13 protein-coding genes are annotated in these 18,080 nt (G+C 72.2%); 7 read left to right on the top strand and 6 right to left on the bottom strand.

What is annotated here, in order from left to right; translation table 11 throughout:
- Positions 1 to 15: 15 nt before the first annotated feature.
- Positions 16 to 1,596 carry a molybdopterin-dependent oxidoreductase gene (locus tag ABXJ56_RS04900; RefSeq protein WP_353998600.1) on the bottom strand — a complete coding sequence of 527 codons (1,581 nt, stop codon included), beginning with the start codon at positions 1,594 to 1,596 and terminating at the stop codon, positions 16 to 18.
- Between the two features lie 224 nt (positions 1,597 to 1,820).
- Between ABXJ56_RS04900 and ABXJ56_RS04895 the strand changes: the two genes are divergently transcribed.
- The 5 genes from ABXJ56_RS04895 (at position 1,821) to ABXJ56_RS04875 (ending at position 11,065) form a co-directional block, all read left to right on the top strand.
- Complete coding sequence (locus ABXJ56_RS04895; RefSeq protein WP_353998599.1) at positions 1,821 to 5,912, top strand: carbohydrate binding domain-containing protein; 4,092 nt, start codon at positions 1,821 to 1,823, stop codon at positions 5,910 to 5,912.
- A gap of 95 nt (positions 5,913 to 6,007) precedes the next feature.
- Positions 6,008 to 7,699, top strand: a complete 1,692-nt coding sequence (locus tag ABXJ56_RS04890) for a circularly permuted type 2 ATP-grasp protein (RefSeq protein ID WP_353998598.1) — start codon at positions 6,008 to 6,010, stop codon at positions 7,697 to 7,699.
- Positions 7,693 to 8,631 (top strand): alpha-E domain-containing protein, encoded by a 939-nt coding sequence (locus tag ABXJ56_RS04885; protein WP_353998597.1) that lies wholly within the window; start codon positions 7,693 to 7,695, stop codon positions 8,629 to 8,631. The genes ABXJ56_RS04890 and ABXJ56_RS04885 overlap by 7 nt, the downstream gene beginning before the upstream one ends.
- The gene (locus tag ABXJ56_RS04880) at positions 8,628 to 9,473 is read left to right on the top strand and encodes a transglutaminase family protein (protein ID WP_353998596.1); all 846 of its coding nucleotides are present in this window, start codon (positions 8,628 to 8,630) and stop codon (positions 9,471 to 9,473) included. Before ABXJ56_RS04885 ends, ABXJ56_RS04880 begins: the two co-directional genes overlap by 4 nt.
- 26 nt (positions 9,474 to 9,499) lie before the next feature.
- The gene (locus tag ABXJ56_RS04875) at positions 9,500 to 11,065 is read left to right on the top strand and encodes a hypothetical protein (protein WP_353998595.1); all 1,566 of its coding nucleotides are present in this window, start codon (positions 9,500 to 9,502) and stop codon (positions 11,063 to 11,065) included.
- 18 nt (positions 11,066 to 11,083) lie between these two features.
- Here the strand turns inward: ABXJ56_RS04875 and ABXJ56_RS04870 are convergent, their stop codons facing one another.
- Genes ABXJ56_RS04870 through ABXJ56_RS04855 form a run of 4 tightly spaced genes read right to left on the bottom strand, consistent with a single transcriptional unit; the run spans position 11,084 to position 15,115 of the window.
- Positions 11,084 to 12,121 (bottom strand): ABC transporter ATP-binding protein, encoded by a 1,038-nt coding sequence (locus ABXJ56_RS04870; protein ID WP_353998594.1) that lies wholly within the window; start codon positions 12,119 to 12,121, stop codon positions 11,084 to 11,086.
- Positions 12,118 to 12,969 carry an ABC transporter permease gene (locus ABXJ56_RS04865; RefSeq protein ID WP_353998593.1) on the bottom strand — a complete coding sequence of 284 codons (852 nt, stop codon included), beginning with the start codon at positions 12,967 to 12,969 and terminating at the stop codon, positions 12,118 to 12,120. The genes ABXJ56_RS04870 and ABXJ56_RS04865 overlap by 4 nt, the downstream gene beginning before the upstream one ends.
- The gene (locus ABXJ56_RS04860; protein WP_353998592.1) at positions 12,966 to 13,844 is read right to left on the bottom strand and encodes an ABC transporter permease subunit; all 879 of its coding nucleotides are present in this window, start codon (positions 13,842 to 13,844) and stop codon (positions 12,966 to 12,968) included. Before ABXJ56_RS04860 ends, ABXJ56_RS04865 begins: the two co-directional genes overlap by 4 nt.
- Complete coding sequence (locus ABXJ56_RS04855; RefSeq protein WP_353998591.1) at positions 13,841 to 15,115, bottom strand: ABC transporter substrate-binding protein; 1,275 nt, start codon at positions 15,113 to 15,115, stop codon at positions 13,841 to 13,843. The genes ABXJ56_RS04860 and ABXJ56_RS04855 overlap by 4 nt, the downstream gene beginning before the upstream one ends.
- A gap of 71 nt (positions 15,116 to 15,186) precedes the next feature.
- Here ABXJ56_RS04855 and ABXJ56_RS04850 point away from each other — a divergent pair, with 71 nt between their 5' ends.
- Together ABXJ56_RS04850 and ABXJ56_RS04845 are read left to right on the top strand one after the other, a co-directional pair.
- The gene (locus ABXJ56_RS04850) at positions 15,187 to 15,930 is read left to right on the top strand and encodes a TVP38/TMEM64 family protein (protein ID WP_353998590.1); all 744 of its coding nucleotides are present in this window, start codon (positions 15,187 to 15,189) and stop codon (positions 15,928 to 15,930) included.
- A complete protein-coding gene (locus ABXJ56_RS04845; protein ID WP_353998589.1) occupies positions 15,923 to 16,555 on the top strand; it encodes a CDP-alcohol phosphatidyltransferase family protein in 633 nt (210 codons plus the stop codon). The genes ABXJ56_RS04850 and ABXJ56_RS04845 overlap by 8 nt, the downstream gene beginning before the upstream one ends.
- Here the strand turns inward: ABXJ56_RS04845 and ABXJ56_RS04840 are convergent.
- On the bottom strand, positions 16,537 to 18,054 hold the full coding sequence (locus tag ABXJ56_RS04840) for a dihydrolipoyl dehydrogenase family protein (RefSeq protein ID WP_353998588.1): 1,518 nt from the start codon (positions 18,052 to 18,054) through the stop codon (positions 16,537 to 16,539). The two genes, ABXJ56_RS04845 and ABXJ56_RS04840, sit on opposite strands and share 19 nt — an antisense overlap.
- Positions 18,055 to 18,080: the final 26 nt, after the last annotated feature.

The raw sequence follows: 18,080 nt of genomic DNA, 5'->3' as shown, positions 1-18,080 counted from the left end.
CTGCGTGCCGGCGGGTCAGGTGAAGACCTGGACGAACCGTTCGTGGTACCCGGTCGCGCCGTCGGGGGCGACGGCGGCGCGGTCGGCGGTCTGCACATCGCCCGTGGCGCTCACCGCGCGGCAGCGGAGGAGGTGGTCGCCCGGCGTCGCCGTCCACGGGAGGCTCCACTGCACCCACGTGTCGTCGGAGATCGCCGTCGCGAGGGTCGCGTCCTGCCAGGGTCCGTCGTCGATCTGCACCTGGACCCCCGCGATGCCGACGTGCTGCTGCCACGCCATCCCTGCGATGACGGTGTCGCCGGCGCGGAGGCCCTGCTCGCGGCGGGGGACGTCGATGCGCGACTGCAGTTTGATCGGACCGCGCTCGGACCACCCGCGCGTCGACCAGTAGGCCTGCTTCCGGTCGAACCGGGTCACCTCGAGCTCGGTGACCCACTTCGTCGCCGAAACGTACCCGTAGAGGCCGGGCACCACCATCCGCACCGGGAAGCCGTGCTCGACGGGAAGGGGTTCGCCGTTCATCCCCACGGCGAGGATCGACTCGCGCTCGTCCGTGAGGGCCTCGATCGGCGTCGATGCGCTGAAGCCGTCGATCGACCACGACAGCACCATGTCGGCATCCGCCGACGGCTCCGCGCGGGCGAGCAGCTCTCGGATCGGGTAGCCGAGCCACTTCGCGTTGCCGATGAGGTCACCCCCGACCGGGTTTGACACGCAGGCGAGGGTGGTGACGCTCTCGCGGAGGGGGAGGGCGAGGAGCTCGTCCCATGTCAGGGTGATCTCGCGGGCGACCATGCCGTGGATGCGGAGGCTCCAGTCGGCGGGGTCGATCTCGGGGACGACGAGGGCGGTGTCGATCCGGTAGAACGCCTCATTCGGCGTGATGACGCGGGCGAGGCCCGGGAGGTCGAGCTCGGCGCCCGTCGGGACCGGGGGTGCCGCGACCGCCGGCGTCGGAAGGCGCAGCGCCGAGCGGATCGCGTCGACGGCGACCGTGCCGGTGGTGCGGACCGCGCCGACGAAGGCCGCCAGGATGCCGACGGCCACCGCCCCGCCGCTGTAGACGAGGAAGGTGCGTCGGTCCGGCGCGGTCGTGGCCGCCGTCGCGGACGGGGAGTCGGCGTCGGGCGCGCCCCCGACCGGGGCGGCGCGGAGCCGCCCGGCGAGGAACCAGAGTGTTGCGGCCGCGGCCGCCGCGGCGATCACCGAGGGGATCCACGCGAGCAGTCCGGCGTCCGAACGGGTCGCGGCCACGATCGCCCCGCCGACCCCCACGGCCGCGAAGAGCACTCGCCCCCAGGGTGGGCGCCGCACCTCGAGGACCCCCGCGATCGCGGCGAGGGCGAGCAGCACGACGGCGATGCCGACCAGGAGCGCGACCTTGTCGCCGGTGCCGAACAGGGCAATCGCGGCGTCCTTCGCCCAGGGCGGCGCGGCATCGATGAGTCCGCCGCCGATCGCGGCGAAAGGGCTGGATGCCGGGGCCACGAGGGCTGCGACGGCTTCGCCGAGGCCGGCGCCCAGGACGACGGCCGCCACGCCCGCGAGAGCGGCGAGGGGGCGCGGGATTCGGCCGGAGGGCGCGGGTGCGGACACGGATTCAGGGTACGTCCGGGCCCGTGCGGGTGGGGCGGACGTCACACATCCATAAGGTCTGCGCGGCGGCCGCCCGACGTCACCGCCGCACCGACCGCCGTGTGAGCGCACACATTGACACTGCCGCAGCTTGCCGCCTAGGGTGCGTGGGAGCGCTCTCTGAGAACGCTCCCACGCTGCGATGCCGCACGGGGTCACCGAACACGACGAGGATGTCTGAATCGATGCGAAGGATCATCGGGCTGCGCGCGGTCGCCGCAGCCGCACTCGCCTCACTCCTGGGAGCCGGTCTCGTGCCGACTGCCGCGACGGCGGCCGAGGGGACCGTCACGACCCTCTACGACTACGAGACCGGTGAGTCGACCCACATCCAGTGGGGCGCCGCCGGAGCCGGCATCCAGACGGTCGCTGAGGCGGGAACCGGCTCGTGGTCGGACACCGAGCCCAACGAGCGCGTGCTCTCCTACGGCTTCGACCTCACCGCCGACCCGTTCTTCGGGGGCATCGGATACGAGTTCACCGGTGCCGCCCCCGCGCAGGACTGGAGCGCCTACGACGGCGTGCAGTTCTGGATGTACAGCGACGGCTCCGACGCGACCCTCCAGGTCGAGATCCTCGACGCCGTCAGCGGCTCCTCCACCGTCCACGATCGGTGGGACGTGGACGTGCCGCTCGGTCCAGCCGGATGGCGGCTCGTGCAGCTGCCGTTCTCGGCGTTCTCGTACGGCACCGACTTCCAGGATTCCGGAGCTCCCGCCGACGGGACCCTCGACCTCGACTTCGTCCGCGGCCTCCTCTTCCCCGCCGTGAGCGGCAAGGCGACCATCAAGCTCGACGAGGTCGCCCTCTACGCGGGTGCCGAGGTGGCGCCGAGCGTCGGCGTCACCGCCACGACGCTGAGCGTCACCGAGGGCGAGGACGCCGTGATCCCGGTCCGCCTGTCCGCGGCATCCGCGTCCGAGGTGACCGTGTCGGTGGCCACCGAGGACGGCTCGGCCGTCGCGGGTGAGGACTACACCGCCGTCACCGAGACGCTCACCCTCGCCCCCGGCGCGCAGGACGCGCAGATCACCGTCCCGACGATCGGCGACGATGTCGCCGGCGGCAACCGCTCCTTCGCGGTCGTGCTCAGCGACGCCACCGGTGCGACCCTCGGCGCGGCGCGCACCGAGGTCACGATCCGTGACGACGACGAGGTCGCCACGGGCGAGCTGTCGCTCCTGACCGACGTGGTGGAGGATTTCGAGGCGGAGCTGGTGCTGGGCGATCCGGCTGCGGTGCCGCCGTTGGGGTGGTTCTCGGCGCAGGGCGCGGGGAACGTCCCGACGTTCGCGCGGTCGGTGGATGCCGGTCGTCCGGGGGCTGCGTCCGACAACGACGTGCTGTCGCTGGGGATGAACACGGCGTCGTGGGCTGTGGTGATCGACACGTTCACCGAGGACGGATCGTCGTGGCAGACGCAGGACTGGAGCGATGCCCGCGGGGTGGGCTTCTGGATGCGGGGCAGCAACTCTGGTGCGCCGATGTTCGTGGACCTGCTGGACAACCGCAACCCGGACTCGACGGTCGATGACGCCGAGCGGTTCTCGGTGCGGTTCGTCGACGACTGGTCGGGATGGCGGTTCGTGGAGCTGCCGTTCGCGGACTTCACGCGGAAGAACATCGGCAACGGGGCACCCGATGACGGGCTGACCCTGACGGAGATGCACGGCTTCGGCATCGGCGTCGAGCAGACCTCCCCGGCCGTCACCGCCGACATCGCCATCGACGACATCTCGCTGGTGAAGTACCAGCGGGTCGTGGAGGATTTCGAGGCGGAGCTGGTGCTGGGCGATCCGGCTGCGGTGCCGCCGTTGGGGTGGTTCTCGGCGCAGGGCGCGGGGAACGTCCCGACGTTCGCGCGGTCGGTGGATGCCGGTCGTCCGGGGGCTGCGTCCGACAACGACGTGCTGTCGCTGGGGATGAACACGGCGTCGTGGGCTGTGGTGATCGACACGTTCACCGAGGACGGATCGTCGTGGCAGACGCAGGACTGGAGCGATGCCCGCGGGGTGGGCTTCTGGATGCGGGGCAGCAACTCTGGTGCGCCGATGTTCGTGGACCTGCTGGACAACCGCAACCCGGACTCGACGGTCGATGACGCCGAGCGGTTCTCGGTGCGGTTCGTCGACGACTGGTCGGGATGGCGGTTCGTGGAGCTGCCGTTCGCGGACTTCACGCGGAAGAACATCGGCAACGGGGCACCCGATGACGGGCTGACCCTGACCGAGATGCACGGCTTCGGCATCGGCGTGGAGCAGACCTCCCCGGCCGTCACCGCCGACATCGCCATCGACGACATCACCCTCGTGGGGGCGTCGGACGCGAACCGTCCGGTCGTCGTCAACACCGCGCGGGCGATCTTCACCGTCGCGGAGGGCGAGGACGCCGAGGTCACCGTGCGCCTGACGCGGGCATCGGACGCCGATGTCACCGTCGACTTCACCACGGAGGAGGCGGCCGACCGGACCTCGACCGAAGACCTGTCGGCCACCGCCGACCGCGACTACGTCACCACCTCGGGAACCGTCACGATCCCGGCCGGCGAGCGCGACGCCACCATCACGGTGCCGACGATCGCGGACGGCAAGGCGGAGGTCGACGAGACCTTCCTCGTGCGTCTGTCGAACCCGGTCGGTGCGGAGCTGAACCCCCTCGCCGTCGCGCGGGTGAGCATCGTCGACGCCGACCCGGCGATCCCGGGCATCGTCGACGACTTCGAGAAGGGCACCGCGGGGCTCGACCCCGTCGGCGGCGCCACGCTGTCGACGCGGGAGATCGCCGAGACGGATGCCGATGCCTACGCGGACCAGGATCGCTGGGACAACGTCCTCGACATCACGGTCGACGGTGACGGCACGGGCGGCTTCGGCCGGACGTTCCCCGAGCCGCGCGACATGAGCGACCACGAGGGTCTGGGCTTCTGGTTCCAGGGCCAGGGCGACGGCGGCGAGGTGACGGTGCGCGTGCAGGACGGCGAGCCCGTGGCCGCGGCATCCGAGGACTGGGAACTGCGCTGGTCGGACGAGTTCGACGCGGCGGCGGGCACCCCCGCGGATCCCCGCTATTGGACCTACGAGACCGGTGGCTGGGGCTGGGGCAACGACGAGCTGCAGTACTACACCGACTCGACCGACAACGCCGCGCACGACGGCGAGGGCAACATGGTGATCACGACCCGCGCGGTCGAGGATCCGGCCGCGGCGGGCCTCGAGTGCTGGTACGGCGACTGCGAGTACACCTCGGCGCGACTGGTCACCGAGGACAAGCTCGAGGTCAAGCACGGGCGCATCGAGGCGCGGGCGCAGATGCCCGACGGCGAAGCGGGGATCTGGCCGGCGATCTGGTCGCTCGGCAACGACTTCCGCGAGGTCGGCTGGCCGCGCACCGGCGAGATCGACATCATGGAGTTCGTCGGGAAGCTGCCCGAGGAGATCTTCGGCACCATCCACGGGCCGGGCTACTCCGGTGGTCAGGCGTACGGCAACACGTACGACTTCGGTGAGAACCTCGGCGGCCAGTGGCTGACGTTCTCGGTGGAGTGGGAAGAGGGCGAGATCCGCTGGTACGTCCAGCGGGACGGCGGCGAGGAGATCCTCTTCCACACCGCCACGCCCGAGGACGTCGCCCCGAGCGACTGGGTCTACGAGCACCCGTTCTTCCTGATCATGAACATGGCCGTGGGCGGCAACTTCGGCGGCCCGCTCGCCGACACGCTGACCTTCCCGCAGGAGCTGAAGGTCGACTACATCCGGGTGTTCCAGGGTCCCGACACCGCCGAGCGTTTCGAGACGACCTTCGTCGACGACGAGGCCGGCTGGCGCTTCGTGGAGCTGCCGTTCGACGCGTTCGAGCGCGCGGCCGAGCAGCCGGACGGGGCGGCGGACGACGGGTTCGGCCGTGCGGCCGTGACCGGCTACGAGATCCTCCTCGGGGGAACGGATGCCGCGCGCGACGCGGGTCTGTTCGCCGCCGCGGACGGTGCGGTGAGCGTGGACCGCGTGCAGGCGCTCGCCGAGGTCTCGGACCCCACCCCGGGGCCGGGCGACGGCGACGGCGACGGCGGCTCGGGTGACGGCGACGGTGGCTCGGACGGCGACGGCGACGGGTCCAGCCCCGGCTCGGGATCCACACCCGGTGCGGGACACGGTGCGGGCTCGGGCGCCGGTGACCTCGCAGTCACCGGCGGCGGGAACGGCCTGGTCGGTGCGATGGTCGCGGCCCTGCTCCTCCTCCTCGGAGCGGTCCTCGTCCGCCGCAGGGCCGGACGCGCCTGACCCGATCGGGGCACCGGAGCGCGCATTCTGCGCCCCGGTGCCCCGACCGGCAGGTCGAAACACTCCGGCAACACCCCCCGGACTAGAGTCTTCGCATGGGTGATCTGTTCGACGGCTACGGCTCCACGGTGGCGCCCCGCAAGACCCCCTCGGGGGTCCCCGCGTTCGACGAGATGTTCGGCAGCCCCGATCATCCCGGCGCTCCCGCCCCCTCGCGGGAGGCGTACCGGGAGCTCTACCAGGCGCTCGCACAGATGACGCAGGAGGAGCTCCGAGGTCGCACCGATTCGCTCGCGAGCTCCTACCTCGCGCAGGGCGTCACGTTCGACTTCGCCGGCGAGGAGCGGCCCTTCCCCCTCGATGCGGTTCCGCGGATCATCGCCTACGAGGAGTGGTCGCGCGTCGAAGCCGGCGTGAAGCAGCGCGTCAAGGCGCTCGAGGCGTTCCTCGACGACGCCTACGGGCACCAGCACTGCGTGCGGGACGGCATCCTGCCCGCCGGCCTCATCGCCTCGTCGCAGTACTTCTACCGCCAGGCCGCCGGCATCCACTCCGCCAACGGCGTGCGCATCCAGGTCTCCGGGATCGATCTGATCCGCGACGAGCACGGCGAGATGCGCGTGCTCGAAGACAACGTGCGAGTGCCGTCGGGTGTCTCCTATGTCATCTCGAATCGGCGGGTGATGGCCCAGACCCTGCCCGAGCTGTTCGTGTCGATGCGGGTGCGCCCCGTCGGCGATTACCCGAACAAGCTCTTGGCGGCGCTCCGCGCCTCGGCTCCTGGCGGCATCGAGGACCCCAACGTCGTCGTGCTCACCCCGGGCGTCTACAACTCGGCGTACTTCGAGCACACCCTCCTCGCCCGCCTCATGGGCGTGGAACTGGTCGAGGGACGCGACCTGCTCTGCGTCGGCGGCAAGGTGTTCATGCGCACCACGCGCGGACCGAAGCGGGTGGATGTGATCTACCGCCGCGTCGACGACGACTTCCTCGACCCGCTGCAGTTCCGCGCCGACTCGATGCTCGGAGCTCCGGGACTTCTCCTCGCCGCGCGTCTGGGCAATGTCACCATCGCCAACGCGGTCGGCAACGGCGTCGCCGACGACAAGCTCCTCTACACCTACGTGCCCGACCTGATCCGGTACTACCTCGCCGAGGAGCCGATCCTGAAGAACGTCGACACGTGGCGCCTGGAGGACCCGAACGCCCTCGAGGAGGTCCTCGACCGTCTGGACGAGCTCGTCGTCAAGCCCGTCGACGGCTCCGGCGGCAAAGGCCTCGTCGTGGGCCCCGACGCGTCGCCGGCCGAACTCGAGAGTCTCCGCAAACGCCTCCTCGCCGATCCGCGCGGCTGGATCGCGCAGCCTGTGGTGATGCTCTCGACCATCCCGACCCTCGTCGAGGACGGGATGCGCCCCCGCCACGCCGACCTGCGACCCTTCGCGGTGAACGACGGCGACGACATCTGGGTGCTCCCCGGCGGCCTCACGCGCGTGGCCCTCCCCGAGAACCAGCTGGTGGTGAACTCCAGCCAGGGCGGCGGATCGAAGGACACGTGGATCGTCGGCGGTTCGGCTCCCTCGCACGTCGAGTACGGGCAGGGGAACGGGGTGTCGGGGCTCGTCGCCGATCAGGCGGCGGTGACCGCGGCCATCCCGATCATCTACGACGGTCAACCCGCTCCCACCCACTCGCCGCAGGACAGGCCGCGCTCGCGCACCGAGCAGCAGGAGCAGCAGCAACAGCAGTCGACCCAGGGTGCGACGGGGGGTGACGACGCATGCTGAGTCGCATCGCCGAGTCGTTGTTCTGGATCGGGCGGTACATCGAGCGCTCCGACGGCACCGCGCGGATCCTCGACGTCCACCTGCAGCTGCTGCTCGAGGACCCGTGGATCGACGAGGACACCGCCTGCCGCTCGCTCCTGAGCGTCATGGGGTCGTCCGCGGCGGCCCCCGACGCCTCCATTCCGGTCCGCCGCGAGGACGTCCTCCAGCACCTCGCCGTGGACCGCTCGAACCCGGCGAGCATCGCCTACGCCCTCTCCGCCGCGCGCGAGAACGCCCGCCGTGCGCGCGAGATCGTCTCGACCGAACTCTGGGAGACGCTCAACACCACCAGTGCGCGGATGCCGCGGCGGCTGCACCCCGACAAGGTCCACGACTTCTTCCAGTGGGTGCGCGAGCGCACGGCGCTGGCCGTCGGCGTCGTCGATTCCTCCACCAGTCGCGACGAGGCGTGGCAGTTCTTCACCCTCGGGCGGAGCATCGAGCGCACCGACATGACCGCGCGTCTGCTCGCCACGCGGTCGCTGACCGAGGTCTCCGGGCCCTCGTGGACCACGATCCTCCGGTCCTGCGGGGCGTACGAGGCCTACCTGCGCACCTACCGGGGAATGCCGAGCGCGCGCAACGCCGCGGAGTTCCTGCTGCTGGACCGCCTGTTCCCGCGCTCGATCATCTTCTCCATCCAGCACGCGGAGCAGTGCATGAGTGCGATCGATCCCCGCGCCGATCGCGTCGGCCACTCCAACACCGTCCTCCGCGCCCTGGGGCAGATCCGCAACGACCTCGAGTACCGACCGATCTCGGAGATCCTCGGCGAGCTGCCGCAGCACATGCAGCGGGTCCAGAAGGTCACGCGCGAGGCATCCGAGGCGATCCGCTCGCGGTTCTTCCCCACGCAAGCGGAGCCCAGCTGGATCGGAGAGATCTCATGAAGAGACTACGCATCGAGCATCAGACGGGGTTCTCCTACCCCGGCGACGTCTCGGCGTCCTACAACGAGGCGCGCATGCTGCCGAACTCGACCGACAGCCAGTTCGTGCTGAACTCCTCCCTCGACATCGAGCCGCAGGCGTCGGTCAACCAGTACGTCGACTACTTCGGCACGCGCGTGGCGTCGTTCGACGTGCTCTCGCCGCACTCGTCGCTGTCGATCACGGCGCGGTCGCTCGTCGAGGTGCGCCCCCGCCCCCTCGAGCACGCCGACGTGACCTGGCACGATCTGGCGCAGGAGGCGTCGCGCTCGATCGAGACGGTCGAGCAGATGGGGCAGACCTCCCGCACCCTCCCGCACCCCGAGGTGGCCGAGCTCGCCCGCGGCATCGCGGCGCAGCACTCGCGTCCGGGCGAGGCGGCCCACGCGATCGCCGTCGCCGTCGGCGACGCGGTGGAGTACGTCCACGGCGTGACCGAGGTCCACTCCACCGCGGGCGAGGCCTGGACCGCTCGCAAGGGCGTCTGCCAGGACATCGCTCACATCACCCTCGGCGCGCTCCGCGAGGTCGGGATCCCGGCGCGCTACGTCTCGGGCTACCTCCACCCCCGACCGGATGCCGAGGTCGGCGTCGCAGTGACGGGCGAATCCCACGCCTGGGTCGAGTGGTTCGCGGGGGAGTGGCAGGGGTTCGACCCCACGAACAACATCGAGATCGGCGACCGGCACGTGCTCGTCGGCCGCGGGCGCGACTACAACGACGTCCCCCCGCTCCGCGGCGTCTACGCCGGCCCCTTCAAGAGCCAGCTCCACGTGAAGGTCACGATCACGCGCGAGGCGTGAGCCCCGCCCCCTCTGATGCGGTCTCGGTGACAGGGGGAACGGAAACCGATACGCGGGGCACTCCGAACAACACCGAGGCGCACGACGCCGCGGACAACGACAACGACAACGAAGAGGTGGACATGGACGTCGGACGGATCTGGCGCGATTTCGAACTGTCGACGCGACCCATCCACCCGGATACACGCGCGGCGCTGGACAAACGCTGGGCCGACCTCCCGCCGCACGCCCGCACCGACAACCAGCTCCTCGGCCGCTGTGCCGTGGGCTGCGAGGGAACGCACGGCGTCTTCCCGAAGTGCAACCTGACGTGTTCGCCCTGCTACCACTCCGCCGACGCCAACAAGGTCCGCATCGACGGCGAGCACACGGTCGACCAGGTCGAATCGCAGATGCGCTACCTCCGCCGGCAGCGCGGCCCGCGCGCCCACGCGCAGCTCATCGGGGGAGAGGTGAGCCTCCTCCCCGCCGAGGACCACGCCGCCGCGCTCCTCGCGATGCGCGCCGCCGGACGCGAGCCGATGTCGATGACCCACGGCGACTTCGACTACGACTACCTCCTCGACGTCGTGCTCGGTCCCGACGGCAAGCCCCGCTTCGACAAGGTGTCCTTCGCCGCGCACTTCGACTCGCTCATGCGCGGTCGCCGGGGAGCGGTGCGCCCGCGGAGCGAGGCCGAGCTCAACCCGTTCCGCGAGAAGTTCGCGCAGATGTTCATCGATCTGAAGCGCGACCACGGAGTGAACCGCTACCTCGCGCACAACATGACCGTCACTCCGTCCAACGTCGCCGAGGTCGAGCAGGTGACGCGGGACGTCCTGGAGATGCCCTACGACATGATGTCGTTCCAGCCCGCGGCCTTCATCGGCGACGACCGGCGCTGGCGCGAGGACTTCGGCGAGGTCACGATCGACGCGGTGTGGGAGCGCATCGAGAAGGGCGCAGGGCACAAGCTCCCCTGGCAGGCGACGCAGTTCGGCGACCCGCGCTGCAACCGCTCCACCGTCGGGATGCGGGTCGACGGCATGTTCGCGCCCCTCCTCGACCCCGATGAGCCCGCCGACATCGCCGCCCGCGACCGCTTCCTCGCACACCACGGCGGGATGATCTTCGGCGACGTGCCGCGCGGCATCCTCGCGGTGAAGGTCGTCCGCGCGGTCCTCGCCCACCCCGGCGACATCCCGCCGCTGATCGGTCTCGCCCGTCGTGTCGTGCGGCGCGCGGGGGGCCTCCGGCGGATGCTGCGCGCCGCGCGCCGGAAGAAGCTGTCGTTCAAGACCTTCGTCGTGCACAACTTCATGGACGCCGCGCAGGTGGCCCCCGCGTGGGAGCTCATGGAGAAGGGCATCGAGTCGGACGACCCGGTGCTCAAGGAGACCCAGGAGCGTCTGGGATCGTGCATGTACGCGATGTCGCATCCCGAGGACGGCCGTCTCGTCCCCGCGTGCGTGCAGCACAGCGTGCTCGACCCGCAGGAGAACGTCGAGCTGCGGCGCCTCCTGCCGCTCGTCGGCTCGGGTGCGTCGCCCGCGGTCGTGGCGCGTCCCTCGGGGCTGACCGCCGTCCGCGAGACCCGGGGTCGCGCGTCCTGACCTGCAGACCGCGGCGCCTCAGCCGCGGACGAGGTGGATCGCGCCTGGCGGCAGGGTGACCGCGACGCGATCCCCGATGCGGAGCCCCGCGCTGCCGGCGAGCTCGGCGTGCACGAGCGCCGCGTCGCCCACCCGCACGGCCACGGCGGTGCGCGCGCCGGCGACCGAGGTCTCCGTCACCACGCCGGTGAGCGACGCGGAGCCGTCGCCGGGGACCCCGAGGCCGACGTCCTCCTGGCGGACGAGCAGCGTCGCGGGCCCGTCCGCCGCGTCGCCGGGCAGGGGGAGGGTGCCCAGGGCGCTGCGGTGGATCCCCGCGGCAACGGTGCCGGCGAACGCGTTCCGACCGCCCATGAGTTCGGCGACCCGGAGCGAGGACGGCGCGCGATAGGCCTCGGCGACGGTGCCCTCGTGGAGGAGCCGCCCGTGCTCCACGACGGCGATGCGATCGGCCACACGGGACGCCTCCTCGCGGTCGTGCGTGACCAGGACGATGGTCGGTCCGACATCCGCGCGGAGATCGTCGATGAGGGCGTGCATGTCGGCGCGGAGTGCGCCGTCGAGCGCGCTGAACGGCTCGTCGAGGAGCAGGACGGCCGGTTCGGCGGCGAGCGCCCGCGCGATGGCGACGCGCTGCTCCTGGCCGCCGGAGAGCTCGCCGACCCGGCGCCCGCCGAACCCGGCGAGATGCACCAGGCCCAGGTAATGCTCGGCTCGTTCCCGCGCCGCCCGGCGCGGGACGCCGGCCACCCGGGCGGAGAAGGCGACGTTGTCGCGGACGTCGAGGTGGGGGAAGAGGAGCGCCTTCTGGAACACCAGCCCCACGCCCCGACGCTCGGCGGGAACGCCTGCCACATCGCGACCGTCGATGACCACGCGCCCGGTGTCGGGATCCTCGAGGCCCGCGATCACCCGCAGGATGGTGCTCTTGCCCGAGCCGCTCGGCCCGAGGATCGCGGTGCAGGAACCCTGCTCGACACGCAGCGAGAGGTCGTGCAGCGCCGGGGCTCCGCCGAAGGTCTTCCCGATGCCGTCGACGGCGAGGGATGCGGTCATGTCGAACCTCCTGACCGCCGGGCGGGCCGGCGACCGAGCCACAGTGTGGCGACGAGCAGAGCGAGGGGCGGAAGGATCGCGGCGAGCGACATCACCGCCACGGCGGCGTCGTTGCCGACGGCGGACGCGGCCCCGGCCACCACGACGGGGAGCGTCACCAGCGCGCCGCCGCCGACGATGACGGTGACGAGGTAGTCGCTCCACGCGACGAGGAACGCGAGGAACGCCGCGCGGGCGAGTGCCGGGGCCAGGAGCGGCAGCTGCACGCACAGGAAGGTCTGCGCGCGCCCCGCCCCGAGCAGGCGCGCGTTCTCCTCGTAGCGGATGTCGTAGGCACCGTACGCGGTCCGCATGACGAACGCGGTGTACGGGAGGGCGAGGACGACGAGCACGAGGACGGTGCCGAGGACCGGAGGGACGTAGGAGCGGAGGAGGACGACGTTGACGCCGAGTACGGCGGCGATCGGCGGGAGGGCCACCGGGGAGAGCAGGATGACGGCGACGGTGCGCGGGAAGGGCACGACACCGAGGGTCAGGGCCCGGGCGGCCAGGGCGCCGAGCGGCGTCGCGATGGCGGCCACGGCGAGCGAGAGCACGAGCGAGGTCGCCATCGCCGGGGCGGCGCCGAAGCCGAGGGCGCCGTCGACGCCGCGCGCGCCCCACGCCGTCGGCACCGGGGAGGGGAAGGACCACGCGTCGGCGCCCGCCCACAGCACGAGGGGCAGGAAGGGGAGTGCGAACCAGCCGACGAGGGCCGCGGTCGCGAGCACCCGCGCCACCCGTCCGCCGCCGCGGGAGACGGTGAGCGCGGAGGTGCGGCCCGCGATCGGGGGCACGGCGACGGTCATCGCCAGGCCGCCGTCCTGCGGAGGGCGGCGAAGGTGAGGGCGACGACGCCGAGGGCGATCGCCGCGGTGATCACGGCCACGGCGGCGGCTTCGGGGCGGGAGTCGAGCGACACGCCTTGGAACAGGCGCACGGCCAGAACCGGAAGGGGCTCCGGGTAGGTGCGCCCGAGCAGCCACGACACCTCGTACGAGGCGAGGGCGAAGACGAAGCTGATCGCCGAGGTGATCAGCAGGGCGGGGGCGGTGAGCGGCAGGAAGACGCGGAGGAACCGCTGGCGACGGCCGGCGCCGAGGAGGGCGGCGCTCTCGTCGTACTGCGCGACGCGGGTGGCGAGGGTCCCCGTGACCACGAGCGCGATGAACGCCGACTCCTTCCATGCGAACTCCGCGATCGCCGCCGCCCACAGCGGACCTCCGACGAACGCCGGCCAGGACTCGGGAGGGATGCCGAGCAGACGCGAGAGCACTCCGGCATCCGCCAGCAGCAGTCCGATCGTCGCCGCGCCGATGAGGTGCGGGACGGTCACGGTCGCGGCGCCGAGCGCGGCGACGAGTCGCCCGCCGAGGCGTCCCGAGACGATGACCATCGCCGCCGCCGTGCCGACGACCGCCGCGATCAGCGTCGAGACGGTCGCCACCCACAGCGACACCCCGACGGCGGCCCACACGGCATCCGGATCAGCGGTGAAGGCGTCGAACGAGAACGCGGGGGCGCCCACGATCGGAAGGAGCCCGAGACTCTGCAGGACCGTGGCTCCGAGCCCTCCGCCGACCACCAGGACCGTGAGTGCGACGGCCGGCAGCACCAGGAGCGCTCCCGTGCGCCGCTCACGGGCCGACTGCGCGGCCCGTCGGGCCGGCGGGGCGAACGTCACCGCCCGAGGACTTCGGTGCGCCACCCCTCGTCGAGGGCGGGGACCCACTCGGCGGCGAGCTCGGCGTGGGCGTTCTCGGAGAGGACCTCGTACGGCGGGACGACGGGCGAGGCGGGCAGCGCCTCGAACAGGGCGCGTCCCTCGGCATCGAGCAGGTCCAGGTCGAGCACCGTGAACTGGCCCCACACGTCCGGCTGGGCCTTCGCGGCCTGCTGCTCCGCCGAGAGGGCCTCGTTCGCGACGACCATCGCGCCGGCGACGGCGTCGGAGTTCGCCGGGAGCCCGAGGAAGCTGGCGTTGCCCACGGTGCCGTCTTCGAGGGTCAGCACGCGGGTCCCCTCCGGGTAGGTCCCCTCGGCGACGAGGCCGGTGAGGGTCGCGGGACCGTAGGTCATCATCATGTCGACCTGGCGGTCGGCGAACAGCTGACCGAGCTCGGCCTCGTTGGCGGGGTAGGTGTCGCCGCCGCGCCAGAGGGACGGCGCGAGGTCGGCCAGCCGCTCGTACAGGGCGGGGCTCAGCTCGTCGAAGGCCTCCTCGGAGTACTCCAGCGGCACCTCGTCGGCGCCGCCCGAGACGCTCGCGAGCACCTCGCGGACGAAGACCGACCCGGTGAAGTCCGGCGGGGCGGGGTAGGTGAAGCGACCGGGGTTGGCCTCGGCCCACTCCAGCACCTCGGCCATCGTCTGCGGCGGGTCGGCGATCGCGTCCTCGTTGTAGACGAGGGTGAACTGCGCCTTGTGCCAGGGCGCCTCGCAGCCGTCGACGCTCGTGCCGAAGTCGCTGAGCAGGAGCGGGTCGTCGGGAGCGGTCAGCGCCATGTTCGGAAGAAGGGACGTCCAGTCGCAGAGCCAGGCGTTCGCCTCGCGACCGGTGCGGAAGTTGTCGCCGTTGACCCAGATGAGGTCGACCGTGCCGTCGTCGCGGCCGGCCTGGATCTCGGTGAAGACGCGGTTCAGTGCGTCGCGGGTGTCGGTCACGGGGACGCGCTCCAGCGTCACGCCGTGCTCGGCGACCGCCGGTGCGAGGACGTCGTCGATGTAGGCGTTCCCCTGGTCGTCGCCGCCGTACATCCACAGCTGCACGGTCTGGCCGTCGGCCTCTTCGAGGACGGCATCCCATGTCTCCGGGAGCTCCGGAGTCGGCGCGGCGGGCGCGGCGCACCCGGCGAGGGCGAAGGCGGATGCGGTCACGCCGGCGACGGCGGCGAAGACGCGGCGCGCGCGTCCGGGTGTGGCGGTCGGGGAGACCGTCGAAGGGGGGAGAGGCATGACTGCGATCCTTCCAGGGATCCGCGGCGGATAGTGTGAGCGAAACCATCGATCTCGAGAGAAGGCAGGACATGGTCGCCCCGACCGGCTCTCGGCTCCCGCGCGCGACGCGCGTGCGGGTGATCGTCCTCGTTCTGTTCGTCGCCGCGGCCGTTTCGGTTGGGTTGCTCCTGCCGCCCCTGGACGTCGACGGGATCCGGGCGTCGTTCGCCGAGTTCGGGTGGGCGGGACCCGTCGTCTTCGCGGTCGTCTACGGCCTGCTCACCCTGAGTCCGCTGCCGAAGAACGTCCTCAGCATCGCCGCGGGAGTCGTCTGGGGGTTCGGCATCGCCGTCGTCGCCGTCTACGCCGGGGCGCTCCTCGGCGCGGGCATCGCCTTCGCCCTCGCCCGGCTCCTCGGGAGGGATGCCGTGGCCCGACTCATCGGTCGCCGTGCCGCCGCCGTCGACGACCTCTTCACCCGGCGGGGCTTCACCGCGATCCTCGGGCTCCGTCTCGTTCCCCTCGTGCCCTTCACCGCGCTGAACTACGCCTCGGGGCTGACGGGTGTGCCCTTCGCGCGGTACGCCGCGGCGACGGCGATCGGCATCATCCCCGGCACGGCCGCCTACGTCGCGCTCGGCGCGTTCGGCGTCGAGACCGGCCCGCTCTTCTGGGTCGCCCTCGGCGCGCTCGGCATTCTCATCCTCCTCGGTGCGCTCGCCGCGGTCGTGATCGGCCGACGGCGGCGATCCGCGACCGCGGGCGCGGCATCCGATTCCCACCCGGGCTCCGAACAACCGCTCGACACCGACCCGGGAGACGACCGTGCTTGACACCCGCCTGCGCCCGCTGCTCGCGGGTCCGCTCGACGCGGTGACCGCGCGCATCGACCGGACGTGGATCACGCCCGACCGGCTCACGGTCGCCGGGCTCGTCCTCGGGCTCGGGTCCGCCGCGACCGCCGCCCTGCAGTGGTGGGCCGTCGCGGTCGTGCTGTGGCTCGTCTCGCGCGTGCTGGACGGACTCGACGGCACGCTGGCGCGTCGCCGTGCGGCATCCGTCGCAGGGGGCGGCGGCGGCTCGTACGCCGGCGGATTCCTCGACATCGCGGCCGATTTCGTCGTCTACGGCGCGACGGTGGTGGGGGTGGCGATCGGCGCCCATGCCGCGTTCGATGCGCCGTGGTGGCCGTTCCTGCTCGTCCTGTTCGCGTACTACGTCAACGGCACGGCGTTCCTGGCGTTCTCATCGATCGCCGAGCGCGCGGACCGGCGGATCGACGACGGGCGCTCGCTGTCGTTCCTCGGCGGGCTCGCCGAGGCGACCGAGACGATCGCCGTGCACGCGCTGTGGCTCGTGCTGCCGTTCTGGGCTCCGCAGATCGCGGTCGTCTGGGCGGTGATCGTCACCCTCAGCGCCACGCAGCGGATCGTCGTCGGCTACCGGTCGCTGCGGTGAGGGAGCGCGTGGCGGCGCCCGTGCCAGCGGCGGAGCATCCGGATGCCGAAGGCCACGGGCCCGCTCGCGAGACCCTTCTGCGCGGACTGCACCGCGCCGTTCCACGCGCCGTCGGCGTAGGTCGGGTAGGCGTGCATGGTCGAGGCGAGGTCGCGGATGCTGAGCCCCGCGCCGATCGCCGTGGTCAGCTCGCCCAGCACCTCCCCGGCGCGCGGTCCGATGACGAGCGCGCCGCGGAGGCGCCCGCGCGGATCGGCGACGAGGGTCGTGCTCCCGGTGGGCTCGCCGTCGGCGATCGCCCGATCGAGGTCGTGATGCGGCTGGGTGACGACGGTCCACCCGCGTGCGCGGGCATCGTCGGGGGAGACGCCGATCGCGCCGACCTCCGGTGCGGTGAAGGTCACGCGGGGCACACCGGCGCCGTCCGCGCGACGGAAGAGGCCGAGTGCCGCGTTCGACGCGGCGACGCTGCCGAAGTAGCCGGCCGTGTGGGTGAAGCGGGGAAGCGGCGTCACGTCGCCGACGGCGCGGATGCGCGGGTTGGACGTCGCGAGCGTGTCGTCGACCGCGATGTCGCCGTGATCCGTGAGGGCGACGCCCGCCGCCTCGAGGCCGAGGCCGTCCACGCGGGCGCGGCGCCCGGCGGCGGCGAGGACTCTGTCGAAGAGGACGGTCGTCCCGTCGGTGAGCGTCGCCTCGCCGGACCCGGGATCGTCGGATGCCGTCATCCTCTCGACCGAGGTGCCCAGGCGGACGTCGACCCCGTCGGCCGACAACGCCGCGCGGATCGCGTCGCCGGCCGCGGCATCCTCTCGCGGAAGAAGACGGTCGCCACGGTGGACGAGGACGACCGCGCTGCCGAGCCGCGCCATCGCCTGTGCGATCTCGCAGCCGATCGGGCCGCCGCCCTGGACGAGAAGGGTGCGCGGCAGGGCGTCGAGGTTCCAGAAGGTGTCGTTCGTGAGCACGTCGACGGCATCGGCGCCGGGGACGTCGGGGACGACCGCGGTGCTGCCGGTCGCGAGGATGGCGTCGCGGAAGGCGATCTCGACGCCGTCGACGACGAACGTCTGCGGGCCGGAGAGGCGCGCCCGGCCGCGCAGGACCGAGACGCCCTTGGCGACGAGGGCCTCAGGAGAATCGACCGGCTCGATGGTCGTGATCGCCGCGCGCACGGAGGCCATGACACGCGCGAAGTCGACCGCCACGTCGGCGACGTCGACGCCGTAGCGGTGCGCCGTCCGTGCCGCATGGGCGGCGTGCGCCGCGGCGATCAGCGCCTTCGAGGGCACGCATCCGGTGTACAGGCACTCGCCGCCGAAGCGGTCCGCCTCGATGAGGAGCGTCCGGGCACCCAGGGAGGCCGCGGTGCGCGAGGCGACGAGACCGGCGCTGCCGGCGCCGATGACCACGACGTCCCACTCGCCGGCGGCCTGCGCGGCGGTGAGGACACGGGCGGGACGACGAGCCGAGGCGGATCGGCGGAGGAGTGCGGTCACGCCCTCAGACTAAGCGCGGGGCCGGG

Source organism: Microbacterium aurantiacum (assembly GCF_040532595.1).
In the GTDB taxonomy this organism is placed as follows: Bacteria; Actinomycetota; Actinomycetes; order Actinomycetales; family Microbacteriaceae; genus Microbacterium; species Microbacterium chocolatum_B.
The sequence above is the reverse complement of the archived record's forward strand: the minus strand, read 5'-3'. Positions and strand labels throughout refer to the sequence as shown.